This window comes from Streptomyces sp. S6, assembly GCF_054880855.1.
The window spans coordinates 1-14,472 of record NZ_JBTYMC010000004.1 but is presented as its reverse complement, the minus strand read 5'-3'; the positions used below and the strand labels follow the sequence as shown (position 1 = coordinate 14,472).

Annotated in this window: 8 protein-coding genes and 1 pseudogene; all 9 read left to right on the top strand. The window is 70.4% G+C overall.

Features of this window, described 5'->3' with window-relative positions; translation table 11 throughout:
- Positions 1–187 precede the first annotated feature (187 nt).
- Positions 188–1,276, top strand: coding sequence for a LacI family DNA-binding transcriptional regulator (locus ACVNF4_RS00980; protein WP_461800682.1), 1,089 nt, complete (start codon positions 188–190; stop codon positions 1,274–1,276).
- 103 nt (positions 1,277–1,379) lie between these two features.
- Positions 1,380–1,871 (top strand): DUF4430 domain-containing protein, encoded by a 492-nt coding sequence (locus ACVNF4_RS00975; protein ID WP_461800681.1) that lies wholly within the window; start codon positions 1,380–1,382, stop codon positions 1,869–1,871.
- A gap of 461 nt (positions 1,872–2,332) precedes the next feature.
- Positions 2,333–2,557, top strand: coding sequence for a DUF5988 family protein (locus tag ACVNF4_RS00970; RefSeq protein ID WP_461800680.1), 225 nt, complete (start codon positions 2,333–2,335; stop codon positions 2,555–2,557).
- A 351-nt stretch (positions 2,558–2,908) separates the two neighbouring features.
- The gene (locus ACVNF4_RS00965; RefSeq protein ID WP_461800679.1) at positions 2,909–3,280 is read left to right on the top strand and encodes a hypothetical protein; all 372 of its coding nucleotides are present in this window, start codon (positions 2,909–2,911) and stop codon (positions 3,278–3,280) included.
- A gap of 633 nt (positions 3,281–3,913) precedes the next feature.
- Positions 3,914–4,831: a transcriptional regulator gene (locus ACVNF4_RS00960; RefSeq protein ID WP_461800678.1), complete on the top strand. Its 918-nt coding sequence runs from the start codon at positions 3,914–3,916 to the stop codon at positions 4,829–4,831.
- A gap of 2,393 nt (positions 4,832–7,224) precedes the next feature.
- A complete protein-coding gene (locus tag ACVNF4_RS00955; protein WP_461800677.1) occupies positions 7,225–7,521 on the top strand; it encodes an acyl carrier protein in 297 nt (98 codons plus the stop codon).
- The gene (locus ACVNF4_RS00950; RefSeq protein ID WP_461800676.1) at positions 7,514–8,626 is read left to right on the top strand and encodes an acyl-CoA dehydrogenase family protein; all 1,113 of its coding nucleotides are present in this window, start codon (positions 7,514–7,516) and stop codon (positions 8,624–8,626) included. Before ACVNF4_RS00955 ends, ACVNF4_RS00950 begins: the two co-directional genes overlap by 8 nt.
- A gap of 47 nt (positions 8,627–8,673) precedes the next feature.
- A complete protein-coding gene (locus ACVNF4_RS00945) occupies positions 8,674–9,747 on the top strand; it encodes an HAD-IIIC family phosphatase (protein WP_461800675.1) in 1,074 nt (357 codons plus the stop codon).
- A gap of 202 nt (positions 9,748–9,949) precedes the next feature.
- Positions 9,950–14,455, top strand: a pseudogene (locus ACVNF4_RS00940) (beta-ketoacyl synthase N-terminal-like domain-containing protein); the annotation flags it as partial.
- Positions 14,456–14,472 lie beyond the last annotated feature (17 nt).

Below are 14,472 nucleotides of genomic sequence, written 5' to 3'. Positions count from 1 at the left end.
GTGGACCCGTACGACCAGTACAACCCGTAGTACTCCGGAGCCACCCCCGCCGGCCCCACCATCCCCTCACCCCCGCCCTCCCCCCACCCCCGTCCTATCCTGTGAATCCGTCGGCCACCCCAGCGTCGGCGCCCCAAGCCCCGTGTTCGGGTGGGCCGGGGGACAGTCGAGGGAAGAAGTACCCATCATGACGAGAGGCGCTGCCGAGAACCCGGGGACGAGCGAGAGCCCGGGGACGAAGGGGGGCGGTCGCAGTCGGCGGAACTTCGCGGGGAACCGGCCGGTGATGGAGGACGTGGCACGGCTGGCGGGGGTCAGCAAGCAGACGGTGTCACGGGTGCTGAACGACAACCCGGCGGTCCGGGCGGAGACCCGGGAAGCGGTGCGCGCGGCCATGCGGACGCTCGGCTACCGGCCCAGCCGCAGCGCACGTTCACTCGCCAGCGGACGGACCCGGATGCTCGGCGTGATCTCCTTCGACGCCGCTCGCTACGGCCCCGCCTCCACCCTCACCAGCGTCAACACGGCAGCGCAGGAAGCCGGTTACCTCGTCAGCTCCATCGCGTTGGACACGGCCGACCCCGACACCGTCGTCGAGGCGGTCGAGCGGCTGTCGGCCGAGGGCGCGGACGGCATCATCGCGATCGCCCCCCAGCTGTGGATGGCCGCCGCGCTCGCCGAGGCCCACCTCGACCTGCCGCTCGTCATGATGGACAACGACCTCGGCGACGGCACCCCCATGATCACCTGCGACGCGCACTCCGGCGCCCGCAAGGCGACCGAGCACCTCCTCGCCCTCGGCCACCCCACCGTCCACCACGTCGCCGGCCCCACCGGCTGGACCTCCGCGAGCCGCCGCGCCGAGAGCTGGGCGGCGACCCTGGAGGCGGCCGGAGCACCCGTCCCCGAACCGCTCGTCGGCGACTGGAGCGCGGACTCGGGATACGAACTCGGCCGGCAACTCGCCAAGAACCCCGAGGTCACAGCCGTCTTCGCGGCCAACGACCAGATGGCCCTCGGTATCCTGCGCGCGCTGCACGAGGCGGGCCGCCGGGTGCCGGAGGACGTCAGCATCGTGGGGTTCGACGACGTCCCCGAGGCCGCGCACTACCTTCCGCCGCTCACCACGATCCGCACGGACTTCCAGGAGATCGGCACGCGCTCCCTGCACGCCCTCCTCCACCGCATCGAGACGGACCCGGTCCCCGGAACACCCCCGACCCTCATCCCCGTAGACCTGATCGTCCGCGCGAGCACGGCGCCGTATCGGCCCTGAGGGGTAGGGGACGACCCGTACCACCCGTACCACCCGTACGACCCCTAATACCCCTAGACTCCTTACGGCCGTTGATCCGAGTTCCGTTCAGGAAGGCACCGAGATGCGCCGTACCGCGATCAGCACGACCGTCCTCGCCCTCGCCCTCTTCGCCGCCCCGGTGACAGCACAGGCCAACACGGAGTGGCAGCTCGCCGCCCCCGCGAGCACGAACGCCCCGATCAAGGTGACGCTGACCGTGCAGGGGCCGGACGGCCCGCTGTTCAAGGGCAAGGTCAGGACGCAGGGCCACGACGTGACCCCCGCGACCGGCGGCACGCACACCTGCGACGGCACGAACGCGGGCGCCCACCCCTCCCCGGTGCCGACCCCCACGGCCGCACTCGACGACGCGGCCCGCGCGGGCGGCTTCACCTGGGACGGCACGTGGTACCCGGCCTTCGACGACTATCTCGTGGAGTCCGTCAAGAACGTCAAGAGCGACGCCACCGCATACTGGAACATCTCCGTCAATGGCACCCCGACCCCAGTGGGTGGCTGCCAGTTCAAACTGAACGCGGGGGACAAGGTGGCGTTCACCTGGACGGTGCTCTGAGCTCTGCGCGGCCGGTGCCGCGAGGTGGTGCGGGAGGACCCGGATTCCCGGCCGTTCGAGGTGTTCAACTGCATCGGTGTGCTCGGGGCCACGTTGTTACGATCCAGCTCAAGAAGTTCGGTGAGGCGCCCGAGTATCGGGGGTTGGCAATGAGTATCGGTCACGTGATCCGGTTCGACGGGATGCGTGGATACGGCTTTTCCCGAAGTCCAGGAACCACCGCGATGTACTAGGCGCTGTCCCCCGTCCCCGAGTTGACGGCAAAGCCCCTCGTTTCCGTATGCAGACCAGGGCCGGGTGCGCCCCCTCACAGCGCCCGGCCCTTTCCATGCCGTGAACCGCGCCCAAGGGACGCGTGTGCCCGGTGCCGAAATCGCCGCGCCGTGAGAAGCCCGGCGAGCACCGGAACCGCACAGGCGCGGTACGTGCGGGGAACGAAAATCCAGAGAGTAAGGAAAGTCATGGACGACAAGAGCGTTCCCAACGTGTTCCTTCGTGGCGGTTCAGGCACGTTCCTCTCTGATGAGGAACGGCTGCGCTACGTTCCCGATCTCGATGTGGAGAAGGTCAAGGTTCTCTGCGGCAATCGCTATGAACACTTCGAGGCCAGTGCCGAGACGACTCTCGTCGACGACCGTGAACTGAGGGTCTTCGAGTGGGCGCACCGCACATTCGTGGCGGAGTGAAGGACGTACGGCCGGCCGGTGCGCCGACGGCGCCGTCCGAGCTGCTCGCCGACTGCCTGACCTGGGCGGAGTGACCGCCTCGGGCGCGGCGTCCGCCGGGCACACCCCTGTCGTTCGGGGGTACGGGATGTTCATCTTCGTTTAAGTCACACAGCCATTGCGGTGCATTCCTTTAGTGCAATGGCTCACTTAGTCATGGGTGCTCAACTGCCCTGTCCGGGCAGTTGAACGGGGGCCGGGCAGCAGGTTTGGTGGTACACATTCCAGGGAGGACACGTGGCCGCACGTTGCGTCGTCCCCAGGGCCTGGTTACTGTTCCGAAATAAGCGGCGACAACGAGAGGTGACGTACGTGGGGCACAAATTCTCCCTGGTTCTCAGCCGGGAAATCACCGATGAGGAATCGGACCTCCTGCGGGATGCCGGATTCACCGAAGCGGCTTTCCTTTCCGATTCGCTTCCGACCAACGCCGATATCGCCGTCACGAAGATAGAATTCGATGACACGGTGTCGCCCACCCTGGCCGAGGCGATCGAGTCGGCCCTGGAGACGGTGAAGAAGGTTCCCGACCTCACCGTGCCCGGCCTGAGCGTTCCGGCCGTGCCGAAGGAGTCCTCGTCGGACGAGCCGGCCGTGCTGGTCGGCGAGGTGGTCGACTCGGCCGCCGACGAGGAGCCGGCGGCGAAGAAGCGGAAGACGAAGAAGGCGGGCGCCGCGGCCTAGGTCGCGCAGCCGTCACCAGTACATCGAAGCTCCGGCCGACGAGTCATGCCTCGTCAGCCGGAGCTTCGGCGCGTCTGCCCGGCGGTCGGCGGCACGGCCGCTTCGGCGGCGGGTGTTCAACCGGTGCGCCGTCATGGTTGAACACCCGCGTCCCCTCGGATGTGTGGGTGATGTGTCCTTGTGAGGGTTTCCGGCCGGCCGTGGGCGCCGTGCCGGCTGTGCATATGCCCTGGTCGGGGGCTGCGACCTATCCGGCGTAATCCGGTCAAGGGGCCCAAATGAGGTGAACTCGAAGTGTCTGGAAAGTGTGTAAGTGGAGGTTTGCGTAAGGAATTTCAAAGATGTCACAAAGGCCAGGCTGTGCCAAATCCCAAAGAAGTCGCAAAAACGGATGGCGCCCGCTAGAGGGAGGGGTGGGGGCTGTTAGCCTGTTCAAGGATTCAAGCACTTCTATTCGGCCTGACCAGTGAATAGACCGGCATCGGGTCAGTGCATCGACTCCAGCTTTGTTCGCGGTAGGCAGCTCGATGTTGTCATCGGGGGTGAAAGATGAGCCTTGTAGAACACGATCTAATTCCGGCTGGGGTAGACAGTTTCAGGGGTGTCACTTCTGGAATTGTTTCTGTTCCGATCATGCAGGTGCTGCCCGGTGAATCACCTCGTCTGGGCGGCGAAGACAAAGCTCACGTGGTGCGGCTGGCGGCACTTGACTGTGCGCTTCCCCCCATTCTTGTCGACCGAAGAACCATGAGAGTCGTCGACGGTATTCACCGTCTCATGGCGGCCTCCATCAAGGGTCACAAGTTCATCGACGTCGAGTTCTTCGATGGCAGCCGTGAGGACGCGTTCCTCAAGGGTGTCGAGGCGAACGTCGAGCACGGGCTCCCGCTGACGCACGCCGATCGCACGGCGGCGGCGCTGCGGATTCTCAAGTCGCACCCGAACATGTCGGACCGTGCGATCGCGAAGTCCACCGGCCTTGGTGCCAGGGCCGTGGCCGAGTTGCGCCGCTCGTCCGATTTCGTGCCGAAGTCGGAGTTTCGGGTCGGGCGGGACGGCAAAGTCCGGCCGTTGGACGGTGCCAAAGGCCGGCTGCGGGTCGCGGAACTCATCGCGGAGAATCCGGACGCGTCCCTGCGGCAGGTCGCCCGGGTGGCCGGTGTCTCGCCCGCGACGGCGCTCGACGTACGGCGGCGGCTGGAGCGCGGGGACGAACCGGTCCGGCGGCCCGAGGCTCCCGTCGACACGGAAGTGGCCTCGCCGAAGGATGCCGGGTCGTTCCAGAATCTGTCCGAGGCTGTGCCCCAGTTGACGGCCACGCTTGAGAAACTCATGCGTGATCCCTCGCTGCGGCAGAGTGAGCTGGGGCGGCGGCTGCTGAGGATGTTCAAGGAGAACGTCTTGGGGGCCAAGGACATGACTGACATCGTTGCCTCAGTGCCCTCGCACTGCATCGAACTGATCATTCAGCTCTCTCGGCACAACTCGCAGATCTGGGACGAGTTCGCGGAGGAGCTGAAGCGGCGGGCGCAGGTCGGAAGGGCTCGCTAGTGCGCGGGGGAGGTGTCGCGGTCGGCGCGTGAACGTCTGGTGCCGGGCCGCGGTGCTGATCGCTGATGGCGGTGAGTGGCACGTGTCCGTCGTGGGGCGAGTCTGACGACGCCGTCCGCACGGCACGGCACTGACCGCAGTCACGTGGGCCATGGCCTCGCCATACTCCCCCTGATCCTCCCGACGACCGTCCCCGGGGGCCTCGACGGGACGACGCCGGCGGCCGGCCGCGTACCCGTACCGCCGGGGAAACCTCAAGACACACGCAACGAACCCGCGAACCTCGACGTCTCTCAAGCCCAGCGGCTTGCACGGGGGTTCGCGGGTCCGTGCGCGTTCTGCGGCTGTGCCGGGGTTTGTGGTTCGGGCCGGGCTCTGGGGGTTGTGTTGAGCGCCGTGGTTTGTGCCGGGGTTCGTGGTGCGGCCGGGTTCTGGGGCTGTGCCGGGATTTGTGGTCCGTTCGCATTCTGCGGCTGCGCCGGGGTTTGTGGTGCGTGCCCTGCTCTGAGGGTCGTGGCACGTGCCGGGGTTGTGGGTTCGGTTGGGATCCGTGGCTGCGCCGGGACTTGTGGCTTCCGCCAACACCCGCCAACACCGCCACCCCCGCGATTCCCGTCGACACCCGCCACCCCCGCCGGCATCCGCAAGCCTCGCCAACACCCGCAAGCCCCACGTACCCCCGCCACAGCACGGTGGCGTCCCGCTAAGTGGTGTAGCCGGTCAAGTACGCGGAACGCGCAGGTCATCGCGTACACCGACGTGGCTCGGCGGCGCCTTTGGTGCTGACGACAGGTCAGCCGCACGCGAGGCGGGCGCCGCGTCCCTGCGGCCGGCCAACGCGCGGCTTGTCGGAACGTGTCGAGCAAGGTCGCTCACACCACGAGGCGGAACACGACCCACAGCACCGTCCCCGTCAAACCGCCATCCGCGTCACCGCGAGTCTCCAAGCCGCCCGCCCCCTCCCTTTCTCCTTCCCACCGGGACCGGAACCGGAGATCCACGGCGGGACGCCTCGCGGGGTGCCATCGACACGGAGACCGGTGTGGGCCTCGCCACGGAACCCCGCCCACTTGCTTCCCGGCGTGGCCCCGATCCCCGAGGTCAGCCTGACCCCCGGCGCTGATCCGAGACCGCTGTGGGCCTCGCGACGGAACCCCGCCCACCTGATTCCCGGCGACGTCCCGATCCCCGCCCCACCCCGCCCTCGCGCCGCCGCACGCTGAGGGATGCGGGGTGGGTTGGAGGGGGCCCACGGGGGGTCTCCGGGGTGTTTGTTGGGATGGGGGAGGAGCTGGCGGTGAGCGCGGGGGAGCGGTGGGGCACGTGAGGGGCCCGCGTCGGTCTGGTGGGGAAACGCCAGTTGCGGGGCGCCGATAGTTGCTCGGGCGGGTGCTGCGGGCGGCGTCGCGTCGGGCCGTGCCGTGAGCCGGATTGCCCGGTGAGGCGTGTCCGGAAGGCTCGTCGTGCTGGGCGGCGTCTCGTCGGGCCGTGCCATGAGCCGGGTCGGGGTATCGGTGTGTCTGGCCGGAACCGCTCGCCCCTCTGGGGGCAGGGAGGCCGGTGGTGGGTGGGCAGGTGGTGTCGGTGGTTGTTTGGGCGGGTGGCGCGGGCGGCGTCGCGTCGGGCCGTGCCGTGATCCGGGCCGGCGTGGTGGTGGGTTCTGTGGGGTGTGGCCGGAACTGGTCGCCCCTCTGGGGCAGGGAGGTCGGTGGTGGGTGGGCAGGGGATGTCGGTGGTTGTTTGGGCGGGTGGCGTGGATGGCCTCTCGTCGGGCCGCGCCGTGATCCGGGCCGTGCCGTGGTCCGGGTCGGGCTGTGCCGTGATTCGGGTCAGGCTGTGCCGTGGTCCGGGTCGGGCCGTGCCGTGATCCAGACCGGTCCGCGCCGTGAGCCGGGCCGGGCCGTGCCGTGATTCGGGTCGGCGTGGTGGTGGGGTGTGGCCGGAACTGGTTGCCCCTCTGGGGGCGGGGAGGTCGGTGGTTGTTTGGGTGGGTGGCGCGGATGGCCTCTCACCGGGCCGTGCCGTGATTCGGATCGGGCTGTGCTGTGAGCCGGGGCGGTGTGGTGGTCGGTTCTGTGGGGTGTGGCTGGAACGGTTGTTGTGCTGGAGGTGGTGGGTGATCAAGTGGTGCTCAACCCCGTTGCTTCTCCTCCCGCCGCGACCCCCCTTATGGTCGGCGTGTTTCCTCAGACGGCGGGTGAAACCTCCGTCGGCAGGGGCAGTGCTGTGATCGAGTCGTGGGCCCGCGCGGACTGCTGGGGTGGTCCCCGTCTCAGAGGGCCAGGACGGCGGCAGGACTGTCCCCGCGTTCACGCACCGGTGACGGCGCCCTGCGGCGCGGAGGGTTTCCGCATGTCCGGCCAGGGCTTTCACGACTACGGAGGGTCGATCCGATGACCGCTGACCAGAACACCGAGACCGCGGCGATCAGCGCGCCGGACATTGAGAAGGCGCTGCTGGCGTTTCTCGCCGGGCATATCAGCACGGCCGTCGAGACCGATCAGGACCTGTTCGGGACCGGCCTGGTCACCTCCATGTTCGCGATGCAGCTCGTGGTCCACCTGGAGGAGGCCTACGACATCGCGATCGTCGGCCCGGAGCTGAACATCGACAACTTCCGCACCGTGCAGCGGATGACGGACCTTGTGCTCAGGCTGCGCGCGCAGGAGGACGTGACCCAGGGTGGCTGAGACCCTCGCGGAGCGGTTCGCCCTGGTCGACGGGCTGGTCGGCGATCAGCCCGGGGCCTGGGACGTGGCCGGTGAACTCCCGCGCGACCTCCTCGCCGAACTCGGCGCGGCGGGCATCCTGTGCGCGGAGGTCCCGGAGTCCTTCGGTGGCCTCGGCCTCACCAGCGCCGACAACGGCGCGCTGACCGCACACGTCGGCCGGCACTGTAGCTCCCTGCGCTCCATCATGACCTCGCAGGGCATCGCCGCCGCGACGATCCGCCGCTTCGGCGACAAGACGCAGCGCACCCGCTTCCTCAAAGACCTCACCGGCGGATCCCTCGCGGCGGTCGCGTTCAGCGAACCCGACGCGGGCAGCGACCTCTCCGCCATGCGCACCAGCGTCGTCACCGACGGCGACGAGGTCGTCGTCACCGGCGAGAAGAAGTGGACCACCGGCGCCCGCTACGCCGACTACCTGATCGTCCTCGGACTCGACGCGAACGGTGTCGGCGCCGCGGTTGTCGTCCCGACCGACGCACCCGGTGTTCACCTGGACCTCGTCGACAGCCCCCTCGGCTGCCGGGCGGCCGGTCACATGAACCTGCGCCTCGACGGTGTGCGGCTGCCCGCCTCGCACCTGCTGGGCGGCGGCGGACAGGCGCTGGGCATGCTGTTCACCACCGCGCTGTCCTACGGCCGAATGTCGGTCGCCTGGGGCTGCGTCGGGATCATCCGGGCCTGCCTCGACGCCGCGACCCGGCACGCGGCGACCCGCACGCAGGGCGGAGTGCCGCTCGCGGACCGCCAGTTGATCTCCCGCCACCTCGCCGACCTGCTGGTCGCCGAGCAGGTCTCCACACAGATCTGCGCGAACGCCTCCCGCAGCTGGGACGCCGGCTCCCCCGACCAGGCCGTCAACGCGGTACTCGCCAAGCACGTCAGCGCGGGCCACGCGGCGACCAGTGCCGCCACCGCCGTACAGGTGCTCGCCGCGGCCGGCTCCCAGGACGGACACGTGGTCGCCCGCGCCTACCGGGACGCGAAGCTGATGGAGATCATCGAGGGCAGCAACGAGATCTGCCAGCTCATCCTGGCCGAGCACGCGCTGTCCCTGACCCGGTAACCCTCACCGCAGGACAAAACCCCACGCAAAGCTCGCAGGAGGATTCCGTGTCCGACAAGCCCACCCTGGTGAAGTGCCTGGTCTGGGACCTGGACAACACGCTGTGGCAAGGCACCCTGCTGGAAGACCCCGACGTCGAACTCTTCGAAGGGGCCCGCGAGGTCATCGAGACCCTCGACTCGCGCGGCATCCTCCAGTCGGTGTCCAGCAAGAACGACCACGACCTGGCCTGGGAACGCCTGGAGAAACTCGGCCTCGCCGAGTACTTCCTGCACCCCCAGATCAACTGGGGCCGCAAGTCCGACTCCATGACGAAGATCGCCGAACAGCTGAACTTCGCGATCAAGACCATCGCGTTCATCGACGACCAGCCCGCCGAGCGCGCCGAGGTCGAGTTCGGGACGCCCGACGTCCGCACCTACCGCGCCGACCAGCTCACCGAACTCCTCGGCCTCCCCGAGTTCAGCCCCGAGGTCGTCACCGAGGACGCCCGCCGCCGCCGCGAGATGTACCAGGCCGGCTTCCGCCGCGAGGCCGAGAAGGAGTCCTTCAACGGCCCCGACGAGGAGTTCCTGCGCTCCCTCGACCTGGTCATGGAGATCAAGCGCGCGGACGGCGACGACCTCACCCGGGTCGAGGAACTCACCCTGCGCACCAGCCAGATGAACGCCACCGGCGTCCACTACTCCGACGAGGCGCTCCGCGGCCTGCTGAGCGACCCCAGCCACGAGGTCCTCACGGTCAACCTCGCCGACCGCTTCGGCCCCCACGGCGCCGTCGGCGTCATCCTCCTGGAGTACGGCGACCAGTTCTGGCGGCTCAAGCTCCTCGCCACCTCCTGCCGCGTCGTCAGCTTCGGCGCCGGATCCGTGCTGCTCAACTGGCTCGTGGACCAGACCGCCCGCAACGGCGCCCACCTGGTCGCGGACTTCCGGCGCACCGACCGCAACCGGATGATGGACATCGCCTACCGCTTCGCCGGATTCACCGACGAACCGACACCGCAGACCGCCCTGGTCGAACCCGCGGCCGACGGCATCCAGGTACTGCACCTCGCCGCCGACCGCCGCGAGGGCCCCACCACCATGACCGTCACCGCCCCCGAACTCGGCGTGAGCTGACCGCCCCGCCCGCGCGCCGCAGAACCACGGCGCGCGGGCGGCGGCCGGTCCGGTCGGTCCTACGTATGCGTTCCACCAAGCAAGCCCGAATGGTGCCCTGCTGCGCACTCACACACGGCACGCCGATCGGCGCCGTGCGCTGACTGCCCCGCCGTGCGCCGATCCGCGATTCGTGTGCAGGGAAATCCAGGGAGCACCAGAAATGAGCGAGTCCGAGAAGGCCGTCATGCCGGAGCCGTTGGCGGTCGTCGGCATGGCATGCCGCTACCCCGGCGGCGTCAGATCCCCCGAGGACCTGTGGCGGATCGTCGCCGACGAGCGCGACGTCATCTCGCCCTTCCCGGAAGACCGCGGCTGGGACGTCGAGGCCCTCTACGACCCGGACCCGGCCGCACCCGGCCGCAGCTACGTCACACGCGGCGGGTTCCTCGACGACGCCGCCGACTTCGACGCGGCCTTCTTCAGCGTCTCCCCCCGCGAAGCCGTCGCCATGGACCCCCAGCAGCGCCTCCTCCTCGAAGTCTCCTGGGAGGCCCTGGAACGCGCCGGCCTCGACCCGGCCACCCTGCGCGGCAGCCGCACCGGCGTGTTCGTCGGCGCCGAGGCCCGCGAGTACGGCCCCCGCCTGTCCGACGCGCCCGACGGCATCGAGGGCTACCTCCTCACCGGCACCGCCGGCAGCGTCGCCTCCGGCCGCATCTCCTACACCCTCGGCCTGCGCGGACCCGCCGTCACCGTCGACACCTCCGCGTCCAGCTCCCTCGTCGCCCTGCACCTCGCCGCGCAGGCGCTGCGCCGCGACGAGTGCTCGATGGCCGTCGTCGGCGGCGCCTCCGTCATGTCGACCCCCGGCAACTTCATCGCCTTCAGCCGCCTCAAGGGCCTCGCCCCCGACGGCCGCTGCAAGGCGTTCTCCGCCGACGCGGACGGCACCGTCTGGTCCGAGGGCGTCGGCGTCCTCCTGCTGGAGCGCCTCTCGGACGCCCAGCGCAACAACCACCGCGTCCTCGCCGTCATCCGGGGTACGGCGTCCAACTCGGACGGCGCCAGCAACGGGCTCACCGCACCCGACGACCGCGCCCAGCGCGCCGTCATCCACGCCGCGCTCGCCGACGCGGGCCTCGAACCCGGCGAGATCGACGTCGTCGAGGCCCACGGCACCGGCACCCCCCTCGGCGACCGCACCGAGGCCCGCTCCCTGATCGCCGGCTACGGCGGCACCCGCCCCGACGGCCGCCCCCTGTACGTCGGCTCCGTCAAGTCGAACATCGGCCACACCCAGGCCGCCGCCGGTGTGGCCGGCGTCATCAAGACCGTCATGGCCCTGCGCCACGGCGTCATGCCCCGCTCCCTGCACATCGACCACCCCACGGCCGACGTCGACTGGACCGCCGCCGCCGTCCACCCCCTGACCGAGGCCCGCCCCTGGCCCGACCTGGACCGCCCCCGCCGCGCCGGCGTCTCCTCCTTCGGCATCAGCGGGACGAACGTCCACACCATCCTCGAACAGGCCCCCACCCCTTCGGTGACGCCGGAGAACCGGACGGCGTCGCTGATCTCCAGCCACACCGCCGCGGAGCAGACGGCCACCCCCGACGAACCGACCGCCTGGCTCCTCTCCAGCCGCACCCCCGCCGGCCTCGCCGAACAGGCGGCCCGCCTCGCCGCGCACCTGGACCAGCGTCCCGACCTCACCCCCTCGGCCGTCGCCTGGTCCCTCGCCACCACCCGCGCCACGTTCGAGCACCGCGCCGCGATCACCGGCACCGGCCGCGACGAACTCCTCGCCGGGCTCACCGCGCTGGCCGACGGCGGACCCGCCGCTGGACTCGTCACCGCCTCGGCCTCGGCGGCCCGCGGCAAGACCGCGTTCGTCTTCCCCGGACAAGGCGGCCAGTGGCTCGGCATGGGCCGCGAACTCGCCGCCACGTCACCCGTGTTCGCCGCGCGCCTCGCCGAGTGCGCCGCCGCACTGGACCCCTACGTCGACTGGACGCTCGACGAGGTCCTCGCCGGCGCCCCGGGCGCACCCGCGCTGGAGTCCGCCGCCGTCGTCCAGCCCGCCCTGTGGGCCGTCATGGTCAGCCTGGCCGCGCTCTGGGAGAACGCCGGAGTCACCCCCGACTACGTCGTCGGACACAGCCAGGGCGAGATCGCCGCCGCCACCTTCGCCGGCATCCTCTCCCTGCCCGACGCCGCCCGCACCGTCGCCCTGCGCAGCCACGCCCTGGAGGCGCTGGCCGGCGAGGGCGGCATGCTCTCGATCGCCGCCCCCGCCACCGTCGTACGGGAGTTGCTCGCCCGCCACGACAGCGCGCTCGGCGTCGCCGTCGTCAACGGACCGAACGCCACCGTCGTCTCCGGCGACCTCACCGCCCTCGACGCCTTCGCCGAGGTCTGCGCCACAGAAGGGCTGCGCACCCGCACCGTCGCCGTCGACTACGCCTCGCACAGCCCGCAGGTCGAACGCATCCGGGACGACCTCGCGCAGCGGCTCGCCGGGATCACCCCGCGACCCGGCCGGATACCGATGGTGTCCACGATGAGCGGACAGGTCCTCACCGGCCCCGAACTCGACGCCGAGTACTGGTACGCCGGGCTGCGCGAGACCGTCGAGTTCGACGCCGCGATCCGCGTCCTCGCCGATGCCGGCTGCCGCGTCTTCGTCGAGACGTCACCGCACCCCCTGCTGGTCGGCACGGTCGGCGAGATCTTCGAGGACCGCACCCACCCCGACGACGAACCCGTCACCCCCGTCGTCACCGGCACCCTGCGCCGCGACGAGGGCGGCCCCCTGCGGCTCCTGCACTCCTTCGCCGAGGCCCACTGCGGCGGCGTCGACATCACCTGGCCGACGCTCCTGCCCGCCACCCCCGTCGCCGAACTCCCCACCTACGCCTTCCAGCGCACCCGCTACTGGCTCGACGCCACCGGCACCCTCCTCAACGCCACCGGCCAGATCGTCGCGGCCCCCTCGACCCGCACCAGGACCCCCGCCGGCGCCGCGGAACTGCGCGAACGCCTGGCAGGACTGTCGGGGACCGAGGCCACCGCACTGCTCACGGACCTCGTCCAGGCACACGTGGCCGCGTCCCTCGGACACGCCTCCGCCGACGAGACCGACCCCCGCCACACGTTCAAGGAGATCGGCTTCGACTCCCTGACCGCCGTGGACCTGCGCAACCGCCTCGTCGCCGCCACCGGACTCACCCTCCCCGTCAGCCTCGTCTACGACTACCCGACCCCCGAGGCACTCGTCCGCTCGGTCAAGGCCCACCTCCTCGGCGAAGCACCCGAGACCGGCCTTCCCACCCCGCGCCGCACCACCCGCACGGACGACGACCCGATCGCGATCGTCGCCATGGCCTGCCGCACCCCCGGCGGCGTCACCGGACCCGAGGACTTCTGGGACCTCCTCAAGACCGGCACCGACGCCACCTCCCCCTTCCCCGCCAACCGGGGCTGGGACCTCGCGCAGCTCTACGACCCCGACCCCGAGCACACCGGCACCCACTACTGCTCCCGAGGCGGCTTCCTCCACGACGCCGGCGACTTCGACGCCGCGTTCTTCGGCATCTCGCCCCGCGAGGCCACCGCCATGGACCCGCAGCAGCAACTCCTGCTGGAACTCGCGTGGGAGACCCTCGAACGAGCGGGCCTCGACCCGACCGGCCTGCGCGGCTCGGACACCGGCGTCTTCGTCGGCGCCACCCACTCCGGCTACGGCAACGCCCTGCCCGATACCTACGAGGGCCACCTCCAGACCGGCATCGCGGGCAGCGTCGCCTCCGGCCGCGTCGCCTACACGCTCGGCCTCGAAGGCCCCGCCGTCTCCGTCGACACCGCCTGCTCCTCGTCCCTGGTCTCCCTGCACCTCGCCGTGCAGGCCCTCCAGGCGGGCGAGTGCTCCCTCGCGCTGGCCGGCGGCGTGTGGATCTTCGGCGACCTCGCCTGGCCCGTCTACTTCAGCCGCCAGCGTGGTGTCTGCCCCGACGGCCGCTCCAAGGCGTTCTCCGCGCAGGCCAACGGATTCGCCATGGCCGAAGGCGCCGGCATGCTCCTTGTGGAACGCCTCTCCGACGCCCGCCGCAACGGCCACCCCGTCCTCGCCGTCGTACGCGGCAGCGCGATCAACCAGGACGGCGCCAGCAACGGCATGACCGCGCCGAACGGCGTCGCCCAGCAGAAGGTCATCCGCGCCGCCCTCGCCAAGGCCGGCCTCTCCCCGAGCGACGTCGACGCCGTCGAGGCCCACGGCACCGGCACCCCCCTCGGCGACCCCATCGAAGCGGGCGCCCTGATCGAGACCTACGGCCAGGACCGGCCCGAGGACCAGCCCCTGTGGCTCGGCTCGGTCAAGTCCAACATCGGCCACACCAACTGGGCCGCGGGCGTCGTCGGCGTCATCAAGATGGTCCTCGCCATGCGCAACGGCCAACTCCCGCGCACCCTCCACGCCGACGAGCCGACCCCGCACGTCGACTGGTCCGCCGGGAACGTCCGCCTTCTCCAGGAGAGCATCGACTGGCCGGAGACCGGCCGTCCGCGCCGCGCGGCGGTCTCCTCCTTCGGCATCAGCGGAACGAACGCGCACGTCCTGCTGGAGCAGGCACAGGGAGCAGTGGCGCAGGTCGACGGCGGACCGGGGTTTCCCCGACTGGCTGCGGTCCGCGCTGGCGGACAGTGCCCAGGACCGGCACGCCCGTAGCGCCGTCGCCCTCGCGG

Excerpts from the sequence above, each read along its gene's own strand:
- ACVNF4_RS00980 (WP_461800682.1), top strand. The coding sequence starts at position 188 with ATGACGAGAGGCGCTGCCGAGAACCCGGGGACGAGCGAGAGCCCGGGG.
- ACVNF4_RS00955 (WP_461800677.1), top strand. The coding sequence starts at position 7,225 with ATGACCGCTGACCAGAACACCGAGACCGCGGCGATCAGCGCGCCGGAC.
- ACVNF4_RS00970 (WP_461800680.1), top strand. The coding sequence starts at position 2,333 with ATGGACGACAAGAGCGTTCCCAACGTGTTCCTTCGTGGCGGTTCAGGC.
- ACVNF4_RS00975 (WP_461800681.1), top strand. The coding sequence starts at position 1,380 with ATGCGCCGTACCGCGATCAGCACGACCGTCCTCGCCCTCGCCCTCTTC.
- ACVNF4_RS00960 (WP_461800678.1), top strand. The coding sequence starts at position 3,914 with ATGCAGGTGCTGCCCGGTGAATCACCTCGTCTGGGCGGCGAAGACAAA.